Source organism: Thalassococcus sp. BH17M4-6 (genome assembly GCF_049323015.1).
Taxonomy (GTDB): Bacteria; Pseudomonadota; Alphaproteobacteria; order Rhodobacterales; family Rhodobacteraceae; genus Puniceibacterium.
The window spans coordinates 1-24,184 of record NZ_JBMPGU010000004.1 but is presented as its reverse complement, the minus strand read 5'-3'; the positions used below and the strand labels follow the sequence as shown (position 1 = coordinate 24,184).

The 24,184-nt window shown below is 65.6% G+C and carries 24 protein-coding genes; 9 read left to right on the top strand and 15 right to left on the bottom strand.

Features of this window, described 5'->3' with window-relative positions; genetic code table 11:
- Window positions 1–52: 52 nt before the first annotated feature.
- The 7 genes from ACOXXX_RS07030 to ade all read left to right on the top strand — a co-directional run bounded on the left by ACOXXX_RS07030 (window position 53) and on the right by ade (window position 8,358).
- Window positions 53–715 (top strand): ABC transporter ATP-binding protein, encoded by a 663-nt coding sequence (locus tag ACOXXX_RS07030; RefSeq protein ID WP_422825854.1) that lies wholly within the window; start codon window positions 53–55, stop codon window positions 713–715.
- Window positions 712–3,111 (top strand): FtsX-like permease family protein, encoded by a 2,400-nt coding sequence (locus ACOXXX_RS07025; protein ID WP_422825853.1) that lies wholly within the window; start codon window positions 712–714, stop codon window positions 3,109–3,111. The genes ACOXXX_RS07030 and ACOXXX_RS07025 overlap by 4 nt, the downstream gene beginning before the upstream one ends.
- Window positions 3,101–4,162, top strand: coding sequence for a lipocalin-like domain-containing protein (locus tag ACOXXX_RS07020; RefSeq protein WP_422825852.1), 1,062 nt, complete (start codon window positions 3,101–3,103; stop codon window positions 4,160–4,162). The genes ACOXXX_RS07025 and ACOXXX_RS07020 overlap by 11 nt, the downstream gene beginning before the upstream one ends.
- A complete protein-coding gene (locus ACOXXX_RS07015) occupies window positions 4,155–4,697 on the top strand; it encodes a pyridoxamine 5'-phosphate oxidase family protein (RefSeq protein WP_422825851.1) in 543 nt (180 codons plus the stop codon). Before ACOXXX_RS07020 ends, ACOXXX_RS07015 begins: the two co-directional genes overlap by 8 nt.
- Before the next feature lie 69 nt (window positions 4,698–4,766).
- A complete protein-coding gene (gene xylB, locus ACOXXX_RS07010; protein WP_422825850.1) occupies window positions 4,767–6,224 on the top strand; it encodes a xylulokinase in 1,458 nt (485 codons plus the stop codon).
- A gap of 12 nt (window positions 6,225–6,236) precedes the next feature.
- On the top strand, window positions 6,237–6,626 hold the full coding sequence (locus ACOXXX_RS07005; RefSeq protein WP_422825849.1) for an acyl-CoA thioesterase: 390 nt from the start codon (window positions 6,237–6,239) through the stop codon (window positions 6,624–6,626).
- A 34-nt stretch (window positions 6,627–6,660) separates the two neighbouring features.
- Window positions 6,661–8,358: an adenine deaminase gene (gene ade / locus ACOXXX_RS07000; RefSeq protein WP_422825848.1), complete on the top strand. Its 1,698-nt coding sequence runs from the start codon at window positions 6,661–6,663 to the stop codon at window positions 8,356–8,358.
- A 233-nt stretch (window positions 8,359–8,591) separates the two neighbouring features.
- Here ade and ACOXXX_RS06995 read toward each other — a convergent pair whose 3' ends face one another.
- The 10 genes from ACOXXX_RS06995 to ACOXXX_RS06950 form a co-directional block, all read right to left on the bottom strand.
- Window positions 8,592–9,422 (bottom strand): 3-keto-5-aminohexanoate cleavage protein, encoded by an 831-nt coding sequence (locus tag ACOXXX_RS06995; protein WP_422825847.1) that lies wholly within the window; start codon window positions 9,420–9,422, stop codon window positions 8,592–8,594.
- 102 nt (window positions 9,423–9,524) lie between these two features.
- A complete protein-coding gene (gene arsJ / locus ACOXXX_RS06990) occupies window positions 9,525–10,802 on the bottom strand; it encodes an organoarsenical effux MFS transporter ArsJ (protein WP_422825846.1) in 1,278 nt (425 codons plus the stop codon).
- Window positions 10,799–11,797, bottom strand: coding sequence for an ArsJ-associated glyceraldehyde-3-phosphate dehydrogenase (locus ACOXXX_RS06985; RefSeq protein ID WP_422825845.1), 999 nt, complete (start codon window positions 11,795–11,797; stop codon window positions 10,799–10,801). The genes arsJ and ACOXXX_RS06985 overlap by 4 nt, the downstream gene beginning before the upstream one ends.
- Entirely contained in the window at window positions 11,794–12,630 is an 837-nt protein-coding gene (locus tag ACOXXX_RS06980) for a helix-turn-helix domain-containing protein (RefSeq protein WP_422825844.1), read from the bottom strand. The genes ACOXXX_RS06985 and ACOXXX_RS06980 overlap by 4 nt, the downstream gene beginning before the upstream one ends.
- Window positions 12,631–12,759: 129 nt before the next feature.
- Window positions 12,760–12,897 (bottom strand): hypothetical protein, encoded by a 138-nt coding sequence (locus ACOXXX_RS06975; RefSeq protein ID WP_422825843.1) that lies wholly within the window; start codon window positions 12,895–12,897, stop codon window positions 12,760–12,762.
- Window positions 12,898–13,000: 103 nt separating this feature from the next.
- A complete protein-coding gene (locus ACOXXX_RS06970) occupies window positions 13,001–13,738 on the bottom strand; it encodes a gamma-glutamyl-gamma-aminobutyrate hydrolase family protein (RefSeq protein WP_422825842.1) in 738 nt (245 codons plus the stop codon).
- On the bottom strand, window positions 13,735–14,694 hold the full coding sequence (locus ACOXXX_RS06965; RefSeq protein ID WP_422825841.1) for an amidoligase family protein: 960 nt from the start codon (window positions 14,692–14,694) through the stop codon (window positions 13,735–13,737). Before ACOXXX_RS06965 ends, ACOXXX_RS06970 begins: the two co-directional genes overlap by 4 nt.
- A 14-nt stretch (window positions 14,695–14,708) precedes the next feature.
- Window positions 14,709–16,409, bottom strand: coding sequence for a sensor histidine kinase (locus ACOXXX_RS06960; RefSeq protein ID WP_422825840.1), 1,701 nt, complete (start codon window positions 16,407–16,409; stop codon window positions 14,709–14,711).
- A gap of 28 nt (window positions 16,410–16,437) precedes the next feature.
- Complete coding sequence (locus ACOXXX_RS06955; protein WP_422825839.1) at window positions 16,438–16,995, bottom strand: RNA polymerase sigma factor; 558 nt, start codon at window positions 16,993–16,995, stop codon at window positions 16,438–16,440.
- Complete coding sequence (locus ACOXXX_RS06950) at window positions 16,992–17,156, bottom strand: NepR family anti-sigma factor (RefSeq protein WP_422825838.1); 165 nt, start codon at window positions 17,154–17,156, stop codon at window positions 16,992–16,994. Before ACOXXX_RS06950 ends, ACOXXX_RS06955 begins: the two co-directional genes overlap by 4 nt.
- Window positions 17,157–17,277: 121 nt before the next feature.
- Between ACOXXX_RS06950 and ACOXXX_RS06945 the strand changes: the two genes are divergently transcribed.
- Window positions 17,278–18,078 (top strand): response regulator, encoded by an 801-nt coding sequence (locus ACOXXX_RS06945; protein ID WP_422825837.1) that lies wholly within the window; start codon window positions 17,278–17,280, stop codon window positions 18,076–18,078.
- 109 nt (window positions 18,079–18,187) lie between these two features.
- On the opposite strand, the gene ACOXXX_RS06940 is transcribed toward ACOXXX_RS06945, so the two are convergent.
- The 5 genes from ACOXXX_RS06940 to ACOXXX_RS06920 form a co-directional block, all read right to left on the bottom strand.
- Window positions 18,188–18,352: a DUF1328 domain-containing protein gene (locus ACOXXX_RS06940; RefSeq protein ID WP_422825836.1), complete on the bottom strand. Its 165-nt coding sequence runs from the start codon at window positions 18,350–18,352 to the stop codon at window positions 18,188–18,190.
- Window positions 18,353–18,372: 20 nt separating this feature from the next.
- Window positions 18,373–18,543 (bottom strand): PLDc N-terminal domain-containing protein, encoded by a 171-nt coding sequence (locus tag ACOXXX_RS06935; protein WP_422825835.1) that lies wholly within the window; start codon window positions 18,541–18,543, stop codon window positions 18,373–18,375.
- A 190-nt stretch (window positions 18,544–18,733) separates the two neighbouring features.
- Window positions 18,734–20,134 (bottom strand): TRAP transporter large permease, encoded by a 1,401-nt coding sequence (locus tag ACOXXX_RS06930; protein ID WP_422825834.1) that lies wholly within the window; start codon window positions 20,132–20,134, stop codon window positions 18,734–18,736.
- Window positions 20,134–20,763 (bottom strand): TRAP transporter small permease subunit, encoded by a 630-nt coding sequence (locus tag ACOXXX_RS06925; protein ID WP_422825833.1) that lies wholly within the window; start codon window positions 20,761–20,763, stop codon window positions 20,134–20,136. Before ACOXXX_RS06925 ends, ACOXXX_RS06930 begins: the two co-directional genes overlap by 1 nt.
- A 76-nt stretch (window positions 20,764–20,839) precedes the next feature.
- Complete coding sequence (locus ACOXXX_RS06920; RefSeq protein WP_422825832.1) at window positions 20,840–21,853, bottom strand: C4-dicarboxylate TRAP transporter substrate-binding protein; 1,014 nt, start codon at window positions 21,851–21,853, stop codon at window positions 20,840–20,842.
- A 433-nt stretch (window positions 21,854–22,286) separates the two neighbouring features.
- On the opposite strand from ACOXXX_RS06920, the gene acs reads away from it, so the two are divergent.
- The coding region (gene acs / locus ACOXXX_RS06915; protein WP_422825831.1) for an acetate--CoA ligase at window positions 22,287–24,184 on the top strand (1,898 nt) is incomplete at its 3' end.

The following is a 24,184-nucleotide window of genomic DNA, read 5'->3' as shown; positions in this document are numbered from 1 at the left end:
CCCTTTAACCCCGGCCCCGGGCTGCTAGGTTGCGGCGCAGCTTACCCGAAGGATGCCCCGCGTGCTGATCGCCCACGACCTGACCAAGACCTATCCCACCGCCGACGGCCCGCTTGAGGTGCTGCGCGGCGTGTCGCTGCAGGTGGCCGCGCGCGAAAGCGTGGCCCTGACCGGCGAAAGCGGGTCGGGCAAGAGCACGCTGTTGCATTTGCTGGGCTGCCTCGACGCGCCCGACAGCGGCAGCATCACGCTGGAAGGCCGCGCGTTGCAGGATCTGGACGAGGCCGGGCGCGCCGCTGTCCGCCGACAAAGCATCGGCGTGGTCTTTCAGCAGCTCAATCTCATCCCGTCGCTGACGGTGGCGCAGAACCTGGGCTTTCAGGCGCGGCTGGCCGGGCGCGAGGATGCCGACTGGCAGGCGCGTATCGCCACGCGGCTGGGGCTCGACTCGATGCTCTCGCGCTATCCCGAACAGCTTTCGGGTGGGCAGCAGCAGCGCGTGGCCATCGGGCGGGCCATCGCCAACCGGCCCGCCGTTGTGCTCGCGGACGAGCCCACAGGCAACCTCGATGAAGCCACCGCCGACACGGTGCTGGACCTGATGCTGGACCTGGTGCGCGACAGTGGCGCAGCCTTTCTGATGGTGACCCATTCGCCGCGGCTGGCCGACCGGATGGACCGGCGACTGCATCTGAAACAGGGGCGGATCGTATGAACCGCGCGGCCTTTGCGGCCCTTTTCGCCCATTGGCGGCGGCATCCCGTGCAGATTGCCACCCTTTGCCTGGGCCTGATGCTGGCCACGGCGCTCTGGTCCGGTGTGCAGGCCGTGAACGCCGAGGCGCGGCGCAGCTACGACAGCGCCGCCGCGACGCTTGGGCAGGATGCCTTGCAGCGGCTGGTGGGGCCGGGCCGGATCGCGCTGGAGGAGTATGTCGCCCTGCGCCGGGCGGGCTGGAATGTGTCGCCGGTGATCGACGGCAGTTTGCGCGCGGGCGACACGCGGCTGCGCATTCTGGGTGTCGATCCGCTGACCTCGCCACCGCAGGCGGGGCTGACGGCCCTTCTCGACGGAGATGCCGAATTCGGGCCGTTCATCACACAGCCCGGGCGGATGCTTGTCGCGCCGGAAACCGCCGCGCGGCTCGAGGGGGCCGACCTGCCGCCACGCATCATCGCCGCCGATGTCCCCCCCGGCACGGCGATTGTCGACATCGGCATCGCCCAAACCCTGCTGGGGCAGGACGGGTTCGATCATCTGCTCCTCGCCCGCGATCAGCCCATGGGGCTGACGCCGCTCAATGAGCTGACCGACCTGCAAATCCGCGACGCGCCGCAGGGCGGTGACATGGCACAGCTGACGCAGAGCTTTCACCTCAACCTCACGGCCTTTGGGCTTCTGTCCTTCGCGGTGGGGCTTTTCATCGTGCAATCGGCGATCGGTTTGGCCTTTGAACAGCGCCGCCCGACCTTCCGCACCCTGCGCGCGCTGGGTCTGGGCCTGCGGCGACTGGTGCTGCTGCTGATGGCCGAACTGCTGGGCATCGCGGTTCTGGCAGGCCTTGCCGGGATCGCGCTGGGATATGCCATCGCGGCGGCACTGCTGCCGGGCGTGGCGGGCACGCTGCGCGGGCTTTACGGGGCCGAGGTGTCGGGCAGCCTGAGCTTCGATCCCGGCTGGGCGCTCGCGGCGCTGGCGATCACGCTTCTGGGCGTGGCCGCCGCGGGGTCGCAGGCACTCTGGCAGGTGGCGCGGATGCCGCTTCTGGCGCCGGCGCAGCCGCGCGCCTGGGCACGGGCGTCGCAGACCACGATCCGCGCGCAGCTGGCCGCATCGGCCGGCCTGCTGCTGGCCGCCGTGGCACTGGCGGTCTGGGGGCAGTCGCTGATCGCCGGGTTCGCCTGCCTCGCCGCGCTGCTGATCGGCGCGGCGCTCGCCCTGCCCGCGCTGCTGATCGGGCTGTTGCGGCTGGCCGACGGTCTGGTGCGCAGCGCGCTTGGCGAATGGCTGCTGGCCGATGCGCGCCAGCAGGTGCCCGCGCTGTCGCTGGCGCTGATGGCGCTGCTGCTGGCGCTGGCCGCCAATGTCGGCGTCGGCACCATGGTCGGATCGTTCCGCCAGACCTTCACCGGCTGGCTGGACCAGCGGCTGGTGGCCGAGCTTTATGTCACCGCCCGGACCGAGGCCGAAGCCGAGGACATCCGCACCTATCTGGCCCCCCGCGCCGACGCGCTGCTGCCGATCTGGTCGGTCGACCTGCCGCTGCGCGGCGCGCCAGGAGAGGTGTTCGGCATCGTCGATCACCCGACCTACAGCGAAAACTGGCCGCTCTTGCAAGCCGTGCCGGAGGTCTGGTCCCGGGTGACGGAGGACACCGGCGTGCTGATCAACGAACAGCTCGCGCGGCGCGAAGGCATCGCATTGGGCGAAAGCCTGACGCTGACCGACGACTGGGCGCTGCCGGTGGTGGGGGTCTATTCCGACTATGGCAACACCCAGGGCCAGGCGATCACCGGCATCGACGGGCTGGCCACACGGTTCCCCGATGCGCCGCGCCTGCGCTACGCCGTGCGCATCGCGCCCGATGCCGTCCCGGCCCTGCAGCAGGACCTGCGGCAACGCTTTGACCTGCCGGATCGAAACGTGATCGACCAGCAGGCGGTGAAACGCTTTTCGCTTGAGGTGTTCGACCGGACCTTCCTTGTCACCGGCACGCTCAACGTGCTGACCCTGGGGGTGGCGAGCTTTGCGATGCTGACCAGCCTGCTCACGCTGTCGGGCCTGCGCCTGCCACAGCTGGCCCCGGTCTGGGCGCTGGGGCTGACACCCGCGCGGCTGGCCCGGTTCGAGGTGGCGCGGACCGTGCTTCTGGCGCTGCTGACCTGGGCGCTGGCGGTGCCGCTGGGGCTGGTGCTGGCCTGGGTGCTGCTCACCATCGTGAACGTAGAGGCGTTCGGCTGGCGCTTGCCGATGTCCGTGTTCCCCACCGACTGGCTTTGGCTGGGGCTTTGGGCGGTGGTGGCGGCGCTTCTGGCCTGCGCCTGGCCGGTGCTGCGTCTGACCCGCGTTCCGGCGGGGCAATTGCTGCGGGTGTTTGCGCATGAACGTTAAGGCCCTTCTTGTCTCCGCGCTGCTGACGCTCGCGCCGCCGGTACTCGCCCAGGGCTTTGCCGGGCTGGGCAGCGAAAGCGACGGGTTTGCCGTGCCGCAGGCGGGCACGGCGCTGGAGTTTCCCCGCGATCACCTGCCGCATCCCGCCTACCGGATCGAATGGTGGTACCTGACCGCCAACCTGACGGGCCCCGACGGCACGCCCTATGGCGCGCAATGGACGCTCTTCCGCTCTGCCCTGCGGCCCGAGGACGGCGTCGGCTGGGACACGCCGCAGCTGTGGATGGGGCATGCCGCCGTGACCACGCCCGACGCGCACCACGTGGGCGAACGGCTGGCACGCGGCGGGATCGGACAGGCCGGGGTCACCGCCGGTCCGTTTGAGGCATATATCGACGATTGGGCGCTGCGCAGCATCGCGACCGTGGGCGATCCGCTCGGCGGTCTGGCGGTCACGGCGCGCGGGGCCGACTTTGCCTACGACCTGACCCTGAATGCCACGGGGCCGCTGCTTTTGCAGGGCGACGCGGGCTATTCGGTGAAATCGCCAGAAGGTCAGGCCAGCTATTACTATTCGCAACCCGGCTACGCCGTGACCGGCACGCTTAGCCTGCCGGGTGGCCCGGTCGAGGTCACGGGCCAGGCCTGGCTGGACCGCGAATGGTCGTCGCAGCCGCTGGCCCAGGATCAGACCGGTTGGGACTGGTTTTCCCTGCATTTCGCCTCGGGCGCGAAACTCATGGGCTTTGGTCTGCGCAGCCGCGATGGCGGGCACTTCACCTCGGCCACCTGGGTCGCGGCGGATGGCACGGTCACGGCCTATGGCGACGGGGCGCTGCAGATGGAGCCGCTCGAAACCGCCACCGTCGCGGGGCGCGAGGTGCCGGTGGCTTGGCGGCTGAGGCTGCCCGCGCAGGGCGTGTCGGTGGAAACACAGGCCGTGAACCCGCAAAGCTGGATGGACACGCTCTTTCCCTACTGGGAGGGGCCGATCCGGTTTTCCGGCAGCCATGAAGGGCGCGGATATCTGGAGATGACAGGATATGACTGACCTGACCGCCTTTCTCGACAAGGGCTGGGATCTGCTGGCGCAGGGCGTTGCCCGGCGCGACCATGCGGCGCGGCACGTGGTGCTGGCGAGCCTTGGGGCGGACGGGCCGGAGCAGCGCATCCTGGTGCTGCGCGGCGCGGACCGCGATGCCGGACGGATCGAGCTGCATACGGACAGCGCCAGCGCCAAGGTAACCGAGCTGGCCCGCGATCCGCGCGCCGCCGTACTGGTCTGGGTGCCGGAGGCGCAGATGCAGCTGCGCCTTGCAGGCCGGGTCGCCTTTCTGCACGCCGATCCCGACCGCTGGGGCCGCATCCCGCAGGCGGCGCGCACGGTTTATGGCGGCGCGCCCCGCCCCGGCACCCCGATCGACAGCCCCGAGGCCTTTGTCACGGGGGCCGAGATCGACCGGTTCACGGTGCTGCTGTGCCACTTGCGCCGGATCGAGGTTCTGGAATTGGGCGATAGGCCCCACCGCCGCGCGGTCTTTGACCAACCCGGAAACGGCTGGCGCGGGCGCTGGGTCGCCCCCTGAGCGCACGCCCGATTGCACCCTCCGGCCCAGACGCTATGGTGCCCGCAGTGGCAGCAAAAAGGGGCGCGCATGTTTCTGGGAATCGACGTAGGCACTTCGGCGGTCAAGGTTTGCCTGACGGATCGCGACCGCACGCCGGTCGCCACGGCCACCGAACCGCTGGAAATTTCGCACCCCCACGCAGGCTGGAGCGAACAGCGCCCCGAGGATTGGTGGAAAGCGGTGCGCGCCGCGATGACCCGGGTGCTGGCCGACGCGCCGCAGGCGGCCACCGACACCGCTGCCATCGGGCTGTCGGGCCAGATGCACGGCGCGGTGCTGCTGGGCAAGGACAACCAAGTGCTGCGGCCCGCGATCCTGTGGAACGATGGCCGGTCGGACGTGGAGTGCCGCGAACTGGCGGAAACCGCGCCCGAGCTTGCCGCCGTCGCGGGCGCCCGCCCCATGGCGGGGTTCACCGCGCCGAAACTTCTGTGGCTGCGCAAGCGTGAGCCCGATGTTTATGGCCAGATCGCCCGCATCCTTTTGCCAAAGGACTACATCGGCTATTGCCTGCACGGCGGCTTTGTCACCGATCCCTGCGATGCCGCAGGCACCTGGTGGTACGACGAGGCCGCGCGCCGCTGGTCCGACGCGCTGTGCGCCGCGACCGCCACCGACCCGGCCTGGCTGCCCGAGGTGCGCGACGGCTCTGACGTGGCGGGCACGCTGACGGCGCAGGCCGCCGAGATGCTGGGCCTGCCCGCAGGCATTCCGATCGCCGCAGGCGGGGGCGACGCCGCCGCCGGGGCCATCGTTGCGGGGGCCACGGCGCCCGAAACCGGCTTTGTGTCGCTCGGCACCTCGGCGCAGTTCTTTGTCACCAGCGACAGCTTCCGCAGCGCGCCGGAACAGGGCCTGCATTCCTATGCCCATTGCCTGCCTGACCTGTGGTTCCAGATGGCCGCGATGCTGAACGGCGCCCGCCCGATGAGCTGGTTTTCCGAGGTCACCGGCGTGTCCGTGGCGCAGTTGCTGGAGGAGGCCGCGACCGCGCGCACCGACCGGCTGCCGCTGTTCCTGCCCTACCTCACTGGTGAGCGCACGCCGCATGGCGACACGCGCATCCGGGGGGCGTTTTACGGGCTGGGCAACGACACGGGCCGGGCCGAGATGATGCGCGCGATCATGGATGCCATCGCCTACAGCCTTGCCGATGCCTGCGACGGCGTGGCGTCGGTCACGAAAGTGCCGCATCCGCTGCTGGCCATCGGCGGCGGCGCGCGCAGCGACCTGCTGCTGCAGACCATTGCCAACGTGCTGGGCCGCACCCTGCAGCGCGGCGAGGCGGCGGATGTCGGCCCGGCCCTGGGCGCCGCGAGCCTTGCCGCCGTGGCCACGGGCGCCGCCGCGGTCAGCGATATCGGCGTCGCGCCCAAGGTCACGGCGGTGTTCGAGCCCGAGGACGATCCGCGCCATGCCGACCGGCTGGCCGCCTACCGGGCGCTTTACCCCGCCCTGAAATCCGTCCGCGACATGCCGTTCTAAGGGACCGCGAAGATGACACAAGAGGTCGAAACCCCCGATGGCGAACTGACCCTACGCACCCTGGCGATGCCTGCGGATGTGAACGTGAACGGCGACATTTTCGGCGGCTGGGTTCTGAGCCAGATGGACATCGCCGCCGGAATCGTCGCGGGCACCCGCGCGCAAGGCCGCGTGACCACGGTGGCGCTTGATGCGATGAAGTTCATCCGACCCGTCAAGGTCGGCGATGTGCTGTGCATCTATGGTGAAATCGAACGGGTTGGCCGCACGTCCATGAGCGTTCATATCGAGGCATGGGTCAAGCGCAACAGGATCGGCGACCGCGAGAAGGTGACCGAAGCAACGTTCACCTTTGTCGCCATCGACGAAGATGGCCGCCCCACCCCGGTGCCGCCGGAATAAGACCCGGCAGCATCCCCGAACAAGGAACCTTCGCATGGCCGATCTGGAAACCCGCATCGCTCAGGCGCGCGGCGATGCCCCTGCCGATCTTGTGCTGCGCGGCGGGCAGGTCTTCGATCTGGTGACCGGCGCCATGCTGCCGGGCGACGTGGCGATCTGCGGCGACACCATCGTCGGCATCTGCGAGGACTATCCTGACGCGAAAGAGGTGTTCGACGTCAGCGGTCTGGTGCTGGTGCCGGGGTTCATCGACACGCATCTGCACATCGAATCCTCCCTTGTCACACCCTATGAATTCGACCGCTGCGTCGCGCCGCGCGGCGTCACCACGGCGATCTGCGATCCGCACGAAATCGCCAACGTGATCGGCGCCGAGGGCATCCGTTATTTCCAGGAGGCATCCGAGCGCACGGTGATGGACATTCGTGTGCAGCTCTCGTCCTGCGTGCCCTCTACCCATATGGAAACCGCCGGGGCCGCGCTTTCGGCCGATGATATCGCGGCGCTCATGGGCCATCCCTCGGGCATCGGGCTGGCGGAATTCATGAACTACCCCGGTGTGATCCACCGCGACCCTGCTGCAATGGCCAAGCTGCGGCTGTTCGGCGGAGGCCATGTGGACGGGCATTGCCCGCTGTTGTCGGGCCGCGACCTCAATGCCTATGTGGCCGCCGGGATCCGGACCGAGCATGAAGCGACAAGCGCCGAAGAGGCCCTGGAAAAGCTGCGCAAGGGCATGCGCGTGCTGATCCGCGAAGGGTCGGTGTCCAAGGACCTGCACGCGCTACAGCCGTTGCTGGACGAGCGCACGAGCCCCTACATGTGCCTGTGCACCGATGATCGCAATCCGCTCGACATCGGCGAACACGGGCATCTGGATTACATGATCCGCACCCTCATCGCCCTTGGCACGCCGCCGCTGGCCGCCTACCGCGCCGCGTCGCTGTCGGCGGCCGAGGCGTTCGGCCTGAAGGACCGGGGCATGATCGCGCCGGGCCGCCGTGCCGATATCGTGGCGCTTGGCTCGCTGGAGGCCTGCGACGCGCAGCTGGTGCTGTGCGCGGGCCAGCGTGTGAACGACGCGGCCTTTGCCCGGCGGCGGGTGACCGCCCCGGTAGGCCGACAATCTGTCAAGGCGCCGACCGTGCAGGCGGCAGATTTCCGGGCCACCGCCAACCGCGAGGACACGGATGTGATCGGCATCCGCGAAGGCCAGATCCTGACCGACCATCTGCACGAACGCATCGACATCCTGGATGGCGACAAGCGGCCCGATCCGGCGCGCGATCTGGTCCGCATCGCGGTGATCGAGCGGCACCGCAGGAACGGCAACATCGCCACCGGCTTTGTCCGCGGGTTCGGGATGCGCGCGGGGGCCATCGCGTCGACCGTCTGTCATGATCACCACAACATCGCCTGCGTCGGGGTCGATTACGACGACATGGCGCTGGCGGCGAACCGTCTGGGCGAGATCGAGGGCGGATTTGCCGTGGTCAGGGACGGCAAGGTGCTGGCGGAACTGGCCTTGCCCGTCGCGGGGCTGATGAGCCTTGAGCCGTTCGAGGCGGTACGCGACCGGCTCGTCGACCTGCGCGCCGCTGCGCGGTCGCTGGGTGTGACGCTGGAAGAGCCGTTCCTGCAACTGGCGTTTCTGGCGCTGCCGGTGATCCCGGCGCTGAAGATCACCGACCGGGGGATGGTCGATGTGACGAAGTTCGAGATCATCGTTTGATCTGAATGGCCTGTACTACATCGATGCAGAGCGGCTCGCGCGAATAGCGGCCAAAGGCCGCCGCGCGATCGCCGGACCGCCCCCCCGGGCTGGCGATTGGCTGATACCTGCAAGGCGCGGGTAAGATTCGCGGAAACTGCCGGGATAAAGCGCGCTGCTCAGATGGCCGGATCGCCAACCCGCGGTCTGGCGATCGCGCGGCGGCCTCGACCGGACCCGTACTTGCCCCCTCCCTAAGCCGCGCGCAGCCCCAGGATTTCGCGCGCCTGCGCGGGCGTCGCGACGGGCCGCTCGTACTTGGCGCAGATCTCGACCGTGCGCTCCACCAGCGCCGCGTTCGATGGCGCCAGCCGCTCCTTGTCCCAGCGCACATTGTCCTCGAGCCCCGTGCGGGTATGGCCACCGGCGGCAATGCTCCATTCGTTCACGACCACCTGGTTGCGCCCGATCCCGGCCGCGCACCACTGCGCATCCGGGGCCAGCCGCTCGACCGTCTTGATGTAGTAGTCGAACACATCCTTGTCGGCGGGCATGGCATTCTTCACCCCCATGACGAACTGCACGTAAAGCTGGCCGGGAATGCGCCCGTCGCGGTTCATCTCGGCGGCCTTGTGGATGTGGCTGAGATCAAAGGCCTCGATCTCGGGCTTGACCTCATAGCTGCGCATTTCCGACGCCAGCCAGTCCACCAGATCGGGCGGATTTTCGTAGACGCGGGTGGGAAAGTTGTTCGACCCCACAGACAGCGACGCCATATCGGGCCGCAGGGGCAGCATGCCGCCGCGCGCGGTCCCTGCCCCCGACCGCCCGCCGGTCGACAGCTGCACGATCATGCCGGGGCAGTGTTTCCGGATCCCCTCCATCAGCGAGGCGAACTTGTCGGGGTCCGACGTGGTGGAGCCGTCGTCGTTGCGCACGTGGCAATGCGCGATGGAGGCGCCCGCCTCGAACGCGGCCTGGGTGCTTTCCACCTGTTCGGGCACGGTGATCGGCACCGCCGGGTTGTCGGATTTCTGCGGCACCGATCCTGTGATGGCCACGCAAATGATGCAGGGTTTGGACATGGAAGGCTTCCCCGATGTGGATGGCGCGGGCTGGCGCCGGTCGGGCGGACGATAGCGAACGGCGCGGATATGTAAAACCGGTTCTCCTGCGGTGGCCTCTCCTTACGCCTGCACCCCCTCTGGATCGGCCCCGGCGCTCAGCCGGCCCGCGGCAAGCGCGCTCAGCCCCAAAAGGACCGCAGCGGTCAGAAGGCACAGCGCCACACCGCCCCACTGGTAGGTCAGCCCCGACAGCAGCGTGCCCAGCAGCCGCCCGGCAGCGTTCGCCATGTAGTAGAACCCCACATCCATCGTTACCCGCGCGCCGGTGGTGAAGGACAGGATCAGGTAGGAATGCAGCGCCGAATTGACCGCGAAGATCGCACCAAAGACCAGCAGACCGGCGATCAGCGTGCCCGTCAGCCAGGTTGCCGGAGCGCCCGCCCCCCAGACCAGCGCCGCCAGCAGCAATGGCACGCCCAGCAGCGCCAGCGCCCAGCCCCGCGCCGCCGACACCAGCGCCGCCGCAGGGCGCCTGTCGGCCTGCAAGAGCCGTGGTGCGAGGCCCTGGACGACGCCGTAAAGGATCGTCCAGACCGCCATGAAGCTGCCGATGGTGAAGAAGGCCGCGCGGTTGCCCGCCTCGGACCCGTCCGACAAGACCGCGTAGAAATAGATCGGGATGCCGACGACGAACCAGACGTCGCGCGCGCCGAACAGAAAGACGCGCGCCGCGCTCAACCAGTTGACGTTGCTGTTGCCGGAAAACACCTGGCGGAACTTAGCGTCCTTGCGGCCCGTCGGCAGGCCGGTCGGCATGCGCCAGACAACCGCCACGAGGATCAGCGCCAGAACCGCTGCCATGCCCAGCACGGCCGCCTTGAACCCCGCAAGCGCCAGCAAGGCCGCCCCCAGCAGAAAGCCGCAGCCCTTGACCGCGTTCTTCGATCCGGTCAGCACCGCCACCCAGCGAAAGAGGCCTGCGTGGCCGGTGGGTGCCAGCAGCTTGACCGCCGACTTGCTGCTCATCTTGGTCAGGTCCTTGGCCACGCCCGACGCCCCCTGCACCGCCATGACAAAGATGACCGACGCGCCGATGGCCCAGCCCGGATCAAGCTGCGCCAGCACCAGAAGGGCACCGACCTGCAACCCCAGGCCCGCATAAAGCGTCATGGTCAGCCCGAACCGCGCGGCGATCCATCCCGCGCAAAGGTTCGTGACGACGCCCGCGACTTCGTAAAGCACGAAAAGATAGGCCAACTGAACCGGCGAAAAGCCCAAGGTGTGGAAATGCAGCAACACCAGCATGCGCAGCGCGCCATCGGTCAGCATGAACGCCCAATAGGCGGCGGTGACGGCGATATAGGCGGGCAGGCCTGCGGATCGGTCGGCTGCGGTCACAGCGACGCCCCCACCATCCGCGCGACGTCAACCAGCCGATTGGCATAGCCCCATTCGTTGTCATACCAGGCAAAGACCTTGAGCTGCGTGCCGTCCACCACCATCGTCGATGGCGCATCGACGATGCTCGACCGTGGATCGTTGGTATAGTCGCAGGACACCAGCGGGCGTTCCTCGTAGCCCAGAATGCCCTTCAGCGGCCCTTCGGCGGCTGCCTTGAAAAGCGCGTTGACCTCTTGCACGGTCGTCTCGCGCCCGACCTCGAACACGCAGTCGGTCAGCGAGGCATTGAGCAGCGGCACCCGCACGGCATGGCCGTTGAGCTTGCCCGTCAGCTCGGGGTAGATGAGCGTGATCGCCGTGGCGCTGCCGGTGGTGGTCGGGATCAGCGAATTGAGCGCGGATCGCGCGCGGCGCAGGTCCTTTGCCGGGCGGTCCACGATGGTCTGGGTGTTGGTCACGTCATGGATCGTGGTGATCATCCCGTGACGGATGCCCAGGTTTTCGTGGATCACCTTGACCACCGGCGCCAGGCAATTGGTGGTGCAGCTGGCCGCCGTGACGATGCGGTGCCGCGCCGGTTCGTAGATGTCGTGATTGACGCCGTAGACGATGTTCGCGACGCCATCATCCTTGACCGGCGCGGACACGACGACCTTTTGCACGCCGGCGTCGAAATAGGGCGCAAGCTTCGCCTCGGTCTTGAAGACGCCGGTGCAGTCGATCATCACGTCGACACCGTCGAGCGGCAGATCCTCAATCCGCCGCGTGCCAAGGCAGGGAATGCGCGTACCGTCGATCGTGATGCTGTCGGCATCCGCGCCGAATTCTGCAGGCCAGCGGCCATGCACCGTGTCGAATTCCAGCAGATGCGCGTGCATCGCCGGATCACCCACGGCGTCGTTGACAAAGGCCACCTGGGCCCCGCTTTCCAGAAGCGGGCGCAAGGCCAGTTTTCCGATCCGGCCCAGCCCGTTGAGTGCATATGTGGTCATGTGGTCGCCCTTTGCCTTCCTATGTCATCCACATGGGCCTGCAGCGCCATGCGGTCCAAGCTGTCCAGCGGCAGCGCGACGAACAGCGAGATGCGGTTGTGCAACGCGCCATAGGTCTGCTGGAACGCCAGCCTCTTTTCCGCCTCTGTCCCGGTCACCTTCACCGGATCGGGCTGGCCCCAGTGGGCCGATATCGGCTGGCCGGTCCAGGCCGGACAATCCTCGTTCGCGGCACGGTCGCAGACGGTAAAGACGAAATCCATCACCGGGGCGTCCGGGCCCTGAAACTCGGCAATATGCTTGGCACGTAACGGTGTGATGTCATGGCCCTTGGAGGTCAGCAATTCGACCGCATTGGGATTGAGTTCGGACCGCGCCCGGGTGCCCGCCGAATAGGCAGTGAACCGATCCCCGGCGAGGTCGCGCAGAAGGGTTTCGGCCATGATCGACCGGGCGGAATTTCCGGTACAGATGAAAAGAACGTTGTATTTTCTGTGCGCCATGGTGCGTCCCTCCCTGGGGTTGAATGCAGCCGGACGGCAAAGGTCCGGCCTGCTGCGGCAACAGTCTTCGAAAAGGTAGCTGGTCAGCCGTCCGGCGGCGTCGACATCCGCGGCATAAAGCAGCGACGTGCCCTGCCGGTGTTGACTGATCAGCCCAGCATCGCGCAGCGCCGACAGATACACCGACAGGGTCGAGCCTCGCAGGTCAAGCGCCGCTGCGATATCGCCCGCTGACACACGGTCCGGATAGCGCCGCATCAGCAGCCGAAAGACCGCCAGCCGCTGCGGGTGTCCGAGGACGGAGAAAAGCTGTGATGATTCTATTTCCATATTTCATGAAATACGGAAATATTACGCGAACCGCAATCCCTGTTGCACCGAAACACGAAAAAAGGCGACCCCCGTTGGGATCGCCCTTCTTTCTTGGTTCAGGTCTGGTGACGCACTACCGTCCCGTTGTTATCGGCCTCTATACCCGCGGTCTTCATCGTTCCGCTGGCGGTCCGTTTTTTCAAGGCTGCGCGTGCCTGTCAGAGCGACGATCAACGCGGCAACCAATGTCAGTGCGGCCAGACCGGCAATGAAAGTATCGGCCATAGCTCACTCCTTTTCGGTTCGACTAATCAACGAACCACCCGCTGAATCGTTCCCCCTGAAAGCCAGACTGTTCCCCAGCCGTCACGGTATTGTGATATTTTCATCACATGCCGCGCCTGGCTTCGGCCTCGATCGCCTCTGCCTCGGCGGCGTCCAGCTGGCCGCGGCTGGCCATTCTGGCGCGCGCAGCCTCGACCAAGGCCTTGAATAGCCTGCGATGTGCGCGGCGATAGAACAGATGCTCCGGATGCCACTGAACGCCCAGGGCAAAGGGATCGCGGGTCCGCTCGATCGCCTGGACCATGCCGCCTTCGTCGCGGGCAGCGACCTGCAGGCCGCGCCCCAGCTTGTCGACCGCCTGGGTGTGCAGGGCATTCACGTCCAGGCAGGGAACGCGCGTCACGCGGTAAAGCAGGCTGTCGTCGGTGATCGTCACCCGCTTGCGCGGCAGGATCGTCTTGACGAACCGCGAGTCGTAGACGCTGTAGGCTTCCTGGTGCAGGGTGCCGCCCAGCACGATGTTGAGCATCTGCGACCCACGGCAGATGCCCAGGATCGGCAGCGCCGTGTCGAACGCGGCCTCAAGCACGCCTTTTTCCATGGCGTCCCGGTCGGGATCGAGCCGTACACCCATCCGCACCTCGCCGCCGTAAAGCGTGGGCGCGATATCGTCACCGCCGCCGATGATGACACCATCCACCGCGTCCAGATCCACCGCCGCGCGGCTCTGCCAGCGCACCGCCTTGCCGCCCGCCAGCCAGACACTCAGCGCCATGAGCGGAAAGATGCGCCAGCCCGACCGGCGCGACACGGTGACCCCGATGCGCGGTTTTGCGGTCATAGGCCCGCGTCCTTGATCATCCGGGCGGACTCCCGCGTCCAATCGCCGCGCGTCGTCGTCAGCGCCGCGCGATGCTTTTTCCAGCCTGATTTCAATTGCTCCAGCAGTTCGGCATCGGCGGCGATGCGCTCGACCCGCACCCAGCGATTCCATTCCAGGGTCAGCGACCAGTCCGCTTCGTCGATCCGGCAGTCGGGCAGACGGTAATGATAGGTCGGGCGGCCCGAAATCGGCGCCATGTCCATCACCGCCGCCACCCTGTCGTAATCAAGGTGGGTGAACAGCGCCAGCATATCCAGCGCGTAGTTTCGCGACGCCGCGTGGGCAAGGTATATGTCGATCAACTGTGCCATTTCACTGATCGCACCCTGCGCCAGCGCGTCCAGCAGCGCGCGCGGATAGGGATCGACAAAGGGCAGCACGCGGCGCGCAAGATCGATGCCCGCCTCCTGGCGCAGCGCGTCCTCGCACAGCGCAAAGGCGGTGAGGACCGGCAGGATATCGTCCAGTGTCTCGCCCGTGACCTCGGGGTTGAAGTGCACGCCAAAGCCCAGAAGCACCCCGGCGGTGGTGCCGGTGGCGCCCAGTTCGCGCAGGTGATCCATCAGGTCGTCGAGCGGGTCGAAATCCGACGGCTCCAGCGGTTCGGTCACGATCTCGATCGGGACGACGCTGCCTGCGAGTTCGCGCATATGGCCCTTGAGCCCGTCCTTCGCCTCGTTCAGGAACCGGCTGTCGAGGTAGACCTGAACATCGCCCAGGCGGGTGCCTTCAACCAGCAGGCCGCGCTTGGCCTGCCCAGCGGTGCCGCCCAGCGTGTCGGCCACGGCCTGCGCCACGCGTTCCTCGGGCAGCCCGCCCAGTTCCACCTCGACCCCGACGCGGCGCGGATCCCCGCTGGCGGTTGTCGTGATGGGCAGCGTATCGCGCGAAGCGCGGTTCGGCGATGCAGACATCGGCAGAGCCTTTCCTAGTAATCCACGACTTCTGGTTTGAAGTCGGACAGCGCAAAAGCGACGTGCACCCGGTAGATGCCGTCCTCTTCACCTTGCGTCAATTCCCCGCCAAGCTGCGTGGCGAAGGCCCGGATCAGCTTTTCCCCCAGGCCGCTGGAATCGCCCTGCCCTGCCGCCGTGGTGCCGCAGGTGTTGGTGATGTCGATTTCGGCCGACCGTTCGTCGATCCGGCGGAACCGCACCGTCAAGAGCCGCTGCCCGTCGGGCCCGTCGCCGATATATTTGCTGGCGTTGGTCAGCGCCTCGGCGGTCAGCAGCGACAAGGGCACCGCCTGATCGGGATAGATCTCGATATGCTCCAGCTCGGTCCTGAGCTTGATCTCGGATCCGGCGTGGCTCGACACGATCGACATCTGGCGGATCAGCTCGTCCAGCAGCTGGCCAGCGTTCACATGGCCCAGATCCTCGGTCAGGTAGAGGTTGCGGTGGATGGTCGCCAGCCCGCGGATGCGTTCCTGCAACCGCCGCAGCACCTGCTGGGTCTCCTTTTCGCTGCTCTGGCGGATCTGCATGTTCATGATCGAACTGATCAGCTGCAGGTTGTTCTTGACCCGGTGATGGACCTCTTTCAGCAGGATGGTCTTTTCGCGCAGCGCGTTTTCCAGCCGCGCCTCGTCCTGGATGATGGCGTCGGCCATGTGGATGAAATCGCTTTCCATGTCCCGCAATTCCAGCGACATGTCCGAGGTTATGACCTCTTGCGGCATGCGACGGTTGCGGGCAAAGGCGCGCATCTGCTGGCCCAATGTACGGATGTGCCGGATCACCAGACGGTTGATCGCAAGGAACGCCACCACGACGCTGGCCGCCCACATCAGGAACGGCAGAATCTGGGTCATCCGGCTGACCTCGACCGCCGTCGCCGCGCGGCTGTCCTGTGGCCAGACGCTGAGCGCATAGACAAGATCGGGTACGAGCGGCGCCACGGCATAGATCCGCGTCACCCCGTCGACGCTGCGGGTCTGAAAGCTGTGGGCCTGCTGCCCCACCAGCGACGACAGCGATACCGTGTTGGGCAGCAGCTGTTGCGCCCGGTCCTTGGGAGAGCGTGACGACAGCAGCTGCCCCCGGTGGTTGAAGGTCACAAGCTCGGTCAGATCGTTGTCAAGGTCGGGCAGCACATCCTGGCGCAGCCCGGATGCCGGAAAGGACAGGGTGCTGTAACCGGCAAATCGCCCGCCGCGGAAATAGGGCTCTGACACCACAAGCACAGGCTGATCGCTGACCCGTGGCGTATCGTTTCGGGTGACCAACTGGCGCGGATTCGCCATGCGTTCGGCAAAGCCGGGAAGATCGCGCAGATCAAGCTCGTCCCCGGCGCTGGAACAGGTCATCACGCCCGACAGCGGCAGGAAGCCGACAAAAGTATAAGGGGCTGCGGCATTGATGAAGGTGCGCAGGGCGGCGCTGCACTCCTGCGACGACAGGTCGGTGAGATCGGTGAGCGCGCCAAGCGCCTGCGCGTTGCCCAAGGCCCGCAGGATCGAATCCCGCTCGCCCGAGGCAGAGGTTTCGGTCAGAGTGACGAGGCTGAGTTCCGACCGCGCCCGCGTTTCGACCCCCAGCGACGCCGTCTGCAGGTATGCAACGGCGCCGATGGGCAGAAGCGCTATCGACAAAAAGCCGATGATCCGCGCCGCCAGACCGCTGGGCACAGGTCGAGGTCCGGGGGCGCCGATCATCTCAACTCACCGATGCGGGCCTGTTGCCTGTGACCACTGCAAGGGTCGCGCCATCGGTCATTTCAAGCGCATCCTCGGCGTTGAGGTGCATGAGCTCGGCCAGTCGTGACCGGGCCCGGTTTGTACGGCTCTTGATCGTGCCGACCGCGACACCGCACATGTCGGCCGCCTCTTCGTAGGAAAAGCCTGATGCGCCGACAAGGATCAGCGCCTCGCGCTGTTCGTCGTTGAGCTTGGCAAAAGCTTCGCGGAAATCGGCAAGCTGCAGGTGCCCGTCGTGGGCGGGCTTCACCGACAGGCCGTCGGTGTGCACACCGTCGATATCCGCAACTTCCCGTCCGGCCTTGCGCCGGTTGGAATAGTAGGTGTTGCGCAGGATGGTGAATAGCCACGCACGCATGTTGGTGCCGGGCTCGAACTGGGCGATCTTCGTCCAGGCCTTGACCAGGCTGTCCTGAACCATGTCATCGGCGAGGGAACCGTTGCGGGTCAGGCTGAGCGCAAATGCGCGCAGTGCGGGAATGTGTTCGACGATTTCGTCGCGCGGATCATCGCTCATTTCGCACCGTTGCCGCTCTTCCCGGTGTCCTGCTCTTTCAATTGAGCGAGAAGGTCCAGAAACCGGTCAGGAACACGTTCGTCCAGCATGTCCTGGTACACCCTTTTTAGGTTGTCATCGATCACGTGGCCCTGCCCCGACTGCTTGCCGTCGTTTCCCATACCGTTCCTTGCGTTTCCTGTTCACCCGCGCCAATAAATAATGTGCGGGCACGTGTTCCTCGGGAACAAACAGCCTATAACAGCGTTTGGTTCCAGAAAAAGTGAAAAGAGGGAATAATTCATGACACAGGTGGACCTGAGCAGCGAGATCGGCGCAGCCCTGCCGTTTCTGCGGCGCTATGCGCGTGCGCTGACCGGCAGCCAGAACAGCGGTGACAGCTATGCCGCCGCAACGCTGGAGGCTGTGCTCGCGGACCGCTCGATGGTGCAGGAGTCCAGTGGCGCGAAGGCCGGTCTTTTCAAGGTGTTTCACGGCATCTGGGTGACCACCGGTGCCCCCGTCGTGGAAGAGGATGAAGGCCCCCGCGCCGCCGCACAACAGTACCTGCAGCGTCTGACGACCAACAGCCGCGAGGCGCTGCTGCTTCACACGATCGAGGAATTCACCGTCTCCGAAGTTGGTGAGATCATGCAGATCGGCGAAGACGAGGCCACCCAGCTGATCAACGTGGCACGCCAGGAAATGGCCGACCAGGTGTCGGGCCGGGTGCTGATCATCGAGGACGAGGCGATCATCGCCATGGACCTTGAAAGCATCGTGGCCGATCTGGGTCACAGGGTTACGGGTGTTGCCCGCACACGCGACGGCGCGGTGAAGCTTGGCAACGCCGAGGTGCCGGATCTGATCCTTGCCGACATTCAACTGGCCGACAATTCGTCGGGCGTCGATGCGGTGCGCGATCTGCTGAATGATCTGGGCAATCGTCCTGTCATCTTCATCACCGCCTTCCCCGAACGGCTTTTGACTGGTGAACGGCCGGAACCGGCCTTCCTGATCTCCAAACCGTATTCCGAAGAGCAGGTCCGTTCGGCCATCAGCCAGGCGATGTTCTTCTCATCGACGGAAACCCTCAAGGCCTGACCCCTGCCGGTTTTGCCCGAAAAAAAACGCGCCGGATTGCTCCGGCGCGTTTTTCCGTGCCTGGCCCGCCCGTGTCGCATGAGGGTACGAACACGGTAGGCCAAAACCGTCACACCTTGCGGACGGCCCGCATGATCAGCGTCGCCACGAACAGGACGAGGAAGATCACAAAGAGGATTTGCGCGATCCCGGCCGAAGCCGATGCGATGCCGCCAAAGCCGAACACACCGGCAATAATGGCGACGATGAAAAACAGAACTGCCCAGTAAAGCATGGTCTTTCTCCTAAGGCGGCTCAGGCGGTGCGCGAGCTGCGCGGCCCGAACAAGAGCCAGATGATGAAGCCAAGGATCGGCAGCACCAGAATAAGCAGTACCCACAGGACTTTCGGTCCGGTGTCCCGGTTCGACCCCACCACCGAGATGATGGCCCAGAGGTCAAGCGCGAGGACGATAAGGCCGCTCAAACCAGCATATTCAAACAATGTGCCGCTCCTTCGTGATGAGGCCGCGCCGGTCCGGTGCGGTTTAGTACATGGATAACGCCGCCCGAGGCGCGGCGGTTCCCGCAACAAAGCGCAGGCCGCAAATTCTTTCAGCCGCGCCGAAGGAGGCGGGTTTCAGGCACCGCAATGGGGTAAACGAACCGTCGTCCGGTCAGGCCAGCGAGGGCAACCAGAGCACGATCCACGGAAACGTCACCAGCAGGCCAATGGTGATCCCGTCGGCCAGAAAGAACGGCATCACGCCCCGGAACACATCCTGCACGCTGATGTCGTCACGCACCCCCGCCACCACAAAGCAGTTGAGCCCGATGGGCGGGGTGATCAGACAGAATTCGGCCATCTTGACCACCAGGATGCCGAACCAGATCGCGCACATCGTCCCGTTCATGCCAAAGGCGCTGTCGGCGGCAGTCACGAATTCGCCGCCGTTCAGCGCCATGACCGCCGGATAGACCACCGGCAGCGTCAGAAGCAGCATCCCGATGGCGTCCATGAACATGCCCAGCACCGCATAGGCCAAAAGAATGCAGATCAGGATCATCATCGGGCTGTAGTGCAGCGAGGTGATCCAGTCGGCGAAGGCGCTTGGCAGGTCGGCAAAGCCCAGAAACCGGACATAGATCAGCACGCCCCAGATGATCGAAAAGATCATCACGCTCAGCTTGGCGGTTTCCAGCAATGCGTCCTTCAACTCGGGCCAGCGCATGCCGCGGAAAAGCGCCATCAGGAAGACGATGAAGGCCCCGATGGCGCCGCCTTCGGTCGGCGTGCCCCAGGCATCTCCGCCAAAGGGGTTGTAGACGAAGAAGATGATGATGATCACCACCGCAAAGATCGGCAGCGCCGGGGGCAGCGACACCAGCCGCTGCTTCCAGGTAAAGCCGGTGACCGGCGGGCCAAAGCCCTTGATGGTCAGCGCCAGCACGATGATCAGCGAGGTGTAGACAAGGGCCGAAAAGACGCCGGGAATAAACCCTGCCAGCAGCAGCTTGCCCACATCCTGCTCCACGATGATCGCGTAGATCACAAGGATCGCCGAGGGCGGGATGAGGCTTGCCAGCGTGCCCGCTGCCGCCACCACCCCGGCGGCAAAGCGTTTGTCATAGCCCACCGCCAGCATCTCGGGGATGGCGATGCGCGCAAAGACCGCCGCCGTCGCCACGCTGGCCCCTGACACCGCGGCAAAACCGGCGGTCGCGAACACGGTCGATACCGCCAGTCCGCCCGGCACCCAGGCGACCCAGCGTTTCGCCGCCTCGAACAGCGCCCGCGTCAGACCCGCGTAATAGGCCAGATAGCCGATCAGGATGAACGTCGGGATCAGCGAGAGCGCCTGGCTCGCGACCTTGCCATGCGGCACCTGCCCTGCGGTCTTGACCGCAACGGTCAGCGCCCAGCCGAATTCCGCCAGTTCGTAATCCTTCTTCTCCCAGAAGATCCAGATCAGCCCCACCAGCCCCGCCAGTGCCGCGGCAAAGGCCACGCGCATCCCCAGCACGACCAGCACCAGCATCCCGCCCGTGACCCACAGGCCAATTTCCACCGGTTCCATCAGTCACGCCCCTGAATGTGTTCGGCCTCGGCCGCGGCCTGTTCGGCCACCGACATGATCAGCGGCACGGCCACCGGTGTCTCGTCGCCGCGCAGGAAGGCACGCCCGTACCCCCAAAGCTGCAGGACAAGCCGCAGCGCCATCACCGAAAAGGCCACCGGCACCACCAGCTTGGCGGGCCAGAGCGGCAGGCCGATGTCGATGGTGCTGTCCCGGCTCCACATCGGTTTGGTCATGTCAAAGCTGCGGTCGAAATGTGCGTAGGTGCCCCAGACCAGCGCCACGATCAGCAACAGGATCCCCAGCGTGCTGATGAATTCCACCAGCCACAGCACCCGCCCCCTGAGTTGCCCCACGACGATGTCCATGCGGATGTGACCGCCGTCGCGCTGGACATAGCTTACCCCCAGAATCGCGATCAGCGGCATGAACGTCTCGATCCAGTCCACGTAGCCGGGCAAGGGTTCGTTGAACCCGTTGCGCCCGGTGACGGACACCACCGCCAGCACCATCAGACCAAAGGCGAAAAGCCCCGCGATCAGGGCAAAGAACCGTTCAAGCCGATAAAGACGCCTGTCCAGATGGCTGAGCAGGCTGTCGTCGCGCAATACGGTGGATGAGCCGGCCATGGCGGTCGCTCTCCTATGTTGGGCAGAGGCAGGAAAAGATGCGGCCCCGGCGTCAGCGCCGGGGCCTGATGGCGGATCAGTTGCTCATCCGCTGCTTTTCCAGCGTGTCGTTCACCAGATCCAGAAGCTCCTGACCGGGGATGCCCTGCGCCGTCATCTCTTCCACCCAGGCGTCCGAGATCGAGGCGGTCTTCTCGCGGAAGGCCTCCAGCTCCTCGTCTGAAACGGTGACTTTGGTCACACCTTTCTCTTCCAGCACCTGGTCCCAGCGATCCAGCAGTTCGCCGTAGTTCTCGAGGTAGTAGTCGATCGCCTCGTCGACCGAGCTGTCGAGCGCTTCACGCTCGTCGTCCGACAGGCTTTCATAGGCGTCGATGTTGACGACGACCGGGCAATTGACCGTACCGGGGTTGAGGTTTTCGGTCCACCAGGCCGCCTGGTTGATGGTGCCAAAGCTCAGATGCGCGTGCTGGGCAAAGGCCACGGTATCGACGACACCCGACTCCATCGCCTGATAGGCCTCGGACGATGTGACAGAGGTCGGAACCGCACCCACGGCGCTGAACGCCTTGCCCAGACCGCCGGTGGCGCGCACGCGCATGCCGTCGAATTCCGAAAGCTCGTCGCGCGGCTCGCCCGTACCCACGATGTTGTACTGCGGCATGGGCGAGGTCATGAGCATCTTGGCGTTCCACTGCGCCATTTCCTCGGCCACCGCCGGATGCGCATAGACCGCGTGGCTGACCGCCACCTCCTCGTCCAGGTTCTTCACCCCCAGGAACGGCAGCTCGAGCACGGTGATCGCGCGGTTCTTGTCGGCGTGATAGCCCGCACAGAACTGCGCCATCTCGAAGGCGCCGATGCTGATGCCATCCAGGTTTTCGGTGTTCTTGGACAGGCCACCGTAGCTGATGTTCATGGTGAATTCGCCGTTGGTCTTTTCCTCGACCAGCTCGGCGAGCTTGTGGACATGCTCGGTAAAGGCGCGGCGTTTGCCCCAGAGCGAGACGTTCCATTCGGTGGCCATGGCTTCGGTGGCAAAGGCAGTGCTGATGGCCGCGACCGTCAGCTTCATCGCGATGTTTTTCATTGGTTCTCTCTCTCCCGTTGGCAGGCGGTGTTCCCCGCCTCGTCTGCTGAACCTAGAGGATACGGTCGGGCGTGCAAGCATGGATGCCCCGTTGATTGCGCTAACCGAGTCGCGCACGCCGGACGGCATCTCGGGCTCTTCGCGCAGGAACGGAACGATTTGTCACACCCGACACCCGCCTCGGTTGCAGCCGTTAGCGCATGACACCCAAAGCTGGCCGCGAATTCCGGCGTGCGGCAAATCCCTTGCCAGCAAGGGCTTTCCTTAACGTCAGTCAAATTTCTTTACAAAAATTGTACGCGCCAGGCAAACAATTTACAGATTAATTCATATATTTCATCAGCTTGTTTATTTTGTTTCTTAATTCTGTATTGTTCGCGTCAACGATCCAGGCGCCCGCCGCAGCGGTGCGCCCATCTGACGGAGGACAGATATGACCGATCAAACGCAAAGCCCCGGCACGGAAACCCATCCGCCCAGCGACGCGGCCATCGCCCGCGCCCACGTTGACGCGTCGCGGTATGAGGAGATGTATGCGGCGTCGGTGTCGGATCCTGAGGGGTTCTGGGCGGAGCATGGCAAGCGGATCGACTGGATCAAGCCTTATTCGACCGTCAAGAACGTCGACTTCACGCTCGGCAATGTCGGCATCAAGTGGTTCGAGGATGGCACGCTCAACGTCGCGGCCAACTGCATCGACCGGCATCTCGAGACCCGCGGCGACCAGACCGCGATCATCTGGGAGCCCGACGACCCCGAGGACGCGGCCAAGCACATCACCTACCGCGAGCTGCACCGCAGCGTCTGCAAGATGGCCAACATCCTCGAAGAGCTGGGCGTGCGCCGCGGCGACCGCGTCGTGATCTACCTGCCGATGATCCCCGAGGCCGCCTATGCCATGCTTGCCTGCGCGCGCATCGGCGCCATCCACTCCATCGTCTTCGCGGGCTTTTCGCCCGACGCGCTGGCCGCGCGGATCAACGGATCCGACGCCAAGGTACTGATCACCGCCGACGAGGCGCCCCGCGGCGGCAGGAAGACCGCGCTCAAGACAAACGCCGACCAGGCCCTGCGCAACTGCAAGGACAGCGTCAAATGCCTGGTGGTCAAGCGCACCGGCGGCCAGACCACCTGGGTCCAGGACCGCGACTATGATTACAACGAGATGGCCGCCGAAGCCTCGGACGTGAGCCAGCCTGCCGAGATGAACGCGGAGGACCCTCTCTTCATCCTCTACACCTCGGGCTCCACCGGGCAGCCAAAGGGCGTCGTGCATACATCTGGCGGCTATCTGGTTTATGCCGCGTTAACGCACGAGATCACGTTTGATTACCACGACGGCGACGTCTACTGGTGCACCGCCGACGTGGGCTGGGTGACCGGGCATTCCTACATTGTTTACGGGCCCTTAGCGAACGGCGCCACCACCGTGATGTTCGAAGGCGTGCCGACCTATCCGGACGCCAGCCGCTTCTGGCAGGTCTGCGAAAAGCACAAAGTCGCGCAGTTCTACACCGCGCCCACGGCGATTCGCGCGCTGATGGGCCAGGGTAATGATTTCGTAACCAAATGCGATCTATCCTCGCTGAAACTGCTGGGCACCGTGGGCGAACCGATCAACCCCGAGGCCTGGAACTGGTACAACGAGGTGGTGGGCGGCGGCCGCTGTCCCATCGTCGACACCTGGTGGCAGACCGAAACCGGCGGGCACCTGCTGACCCCGCTGCCCGGCGCGCATGCGACCAAACCCGGCGCCGCGATGAAGCCGTTCTTCGGCATCAAGCCGCTGGTGCTGGACCCGCAGACCGCCGAGGTGCAGGAACAGAACCCGACCGAGGGCGTGCTGGTCATCGCCGACAGCTGGCCCGGGCAGATGCGCACGGTCTGGGGCGATCACGAGCGGTTCGAGAAGACCTATTTCTCGGACTACAAGGGCTATTACTTCTCGGGCGATGGCTGCAGGCGCGACGCGGACGGGGATTACTGGATCACCGGCCGGGTCGACGACGTGATCAACGTCAGCGGCCACCGCATGGGCACGGCCGAGGTGGAATCGGCACTGGTGGCCCACGCCAAGGTCGCCGAAGCCGCAGTCGTCGGCTACCCGCACGAGGTCAAGGGCCAGGGCATCTATTGCTACGTCACCCTGATGAACGGGGTGGAACCTTCGGACGAGCTGACGAAAGAGCTGCGCACCTGGGTCCGCCAGGAAATCGGCCCCATCGCGTCCCCGGACCTCATCCAGTGGGCCCCCGGCCTGCCCAAAACCCGATCCGGCAAGATCATGCGCCGCATCCTGCGCAAGATCGCCGAAAACGACTACGGATCCCT

What these genes read in the sequence shown, in the direction of transcription:
- ACOXXX_RS06950 (WP_422825838.1), bottom strand. Translation starts at nt 17,156, where the DNA reads ATGGGAAACGACGGCAAGCAGTCGGGGCAGGGCCACGTGATCGATGAC.
- ACOXXX_RS06985 (WP_422825845.1), bottom strand. Translation starts at nt 11,797, where the DNA reads ATGACCACATATGCACTCAACGGGCTGGGCCGGATCGGAAAACTGGCC.
- ACOXXX_RS06995 (WP_422825847.1), bottom strand. Translation starts at nt 9,422, where the DNA reads ATGTCCAAACCCTGCATCATTTGCGTGGCCATCACAGGATCGGTGCCG.
- ACOXXX_RS06970 (WP_422825842.1), bottom strand. Translation starts at nt 13,738, where the DNA reads ATGACCGCAAAACCGCGCATCGGGGTCACCGTGTCGCGCCGGTCGGGC.
- ACOXXX_RS06920 (WP_422825832.1), bottom strand. Translation starts at nt 21,853, where the DNA reads ATGAAAAACATCGCGATGAAGCTGACGGTCGCGGCCATCAGCACTGCC.
- ACOXXX_RS07030 (WP_422825854.1), top strand. Translation starts at nt 53, where the DNA reads ATGCCCCGCGTGCTGATCGCCCACGACCTGACCAAGACCTATCCCACC.
- ACOXXX_RS06945 (WP_422825837.1), top strand. Translation starts at nt 17,278, where the DNA reads ATGACACAGGTGGACCTGAGCAGCGAGATCGGCGCAGCCCTGCCGTTT.
- ACOXXX_RS07015 (WP_422825851.1), top strand. Translation starts at nt 4,155, where the DNA reads ATGACTGACCTGACCGCCTTTCTCGACAAGGGCTGGGATCTGCTGGCG.
- ACOXXX_RS06940 (WP_422825836.1), bottom strand. Translation starts at nt 18,352, where the DNA reads ATGCTTTACTGGGCAGTTCTGTTTTTCATCGTCGCCATTATTGCCGGT.
- ACOXXX_RS06930 (WP_422825834.1), bottom strand. Translation starts at nt 20,134, where the DNA reads ATGGAACCGGTGGAAATTGGCCTGTGGGTCACGGGCGGGATGCTGGTG.
- ACOXXX_RS06980 (WP_422825844.1), bottom strand. Translation starts at nt 12,630, where the DNA reads ATGGAAATAGAATCATCACAGCTTTTCTCCGTCCTCGGACACCCGCAG.
- ACOXXX_RS06975 (WP_422825843.1), bottom strand. Translation starts at nt 12,897, where the DNA reads ATGGCCGATACTTTCATTGCCGGTCTGGCCGCACTGACATTGGTTGCC.
- ade (WP_422825848.1), top strand. Translation starts at nt 6,661, where the DNA reads ATGGCCGATCTGGAAACCCGCATCGCTCAGGCGCGCGGCGATGCCCCT.
- ACOXXX_RS07020 (WP_422825852.1), top strand. Translation starts at nt 3,101, where the DNA reads ATGAACGTTAAGGCCCTTCTTGTCTCCGCGCTGCTGACGCTCGCGCCG.
- ACOXXX_RS07025 (WP_422825853.1), top strand. Translation starts at nt 712, where the DNA reads ATGAACCGCGCGGCCTTTGCGGCCCTTTTCGCCCATTGGCGGCGGCAT.
- ACOXXX_RS07005 (WP_422825849.1), top strand. Translation starts at nt 6,237, where the DNA reads ATGACACAAGAGGTCGAAACCCCCGATGGCGAACTGACCCTACGCACC.
- ACOXXX_RS06925 (WP_422825833.1), bottom strand. Translation starts at nt 20,763, where the DNA reads ATGGCCGGCTCATCCACCGTATTGCGCGACGACAGCCTGCTCAGCCAT.
- ACOXXX_RS06965 (WP_422825841.1), bottom strand. Translation starts at nt 14,694, where the DNA reads ATGTCTGCATCGCCGAACCGCGCTTCGCGCGATACGCTGCCCATCACG.
- xylB (WP_422825850.1), top strand. Translation starts at nt 4,767, where the DNA reads ATGTTTCTGGGAATCGACGTAGGCACTTCGGCGGTCAAGGTTTGCCTG.
- ACOXXX_RS06955 (WP_422825839.1), bottom strand. Translation starts at nt 16,995, where the DNA reads ATGAGCGATGATCCGCGCGACGAAATCGTCGAACACATTCCCGCACTG.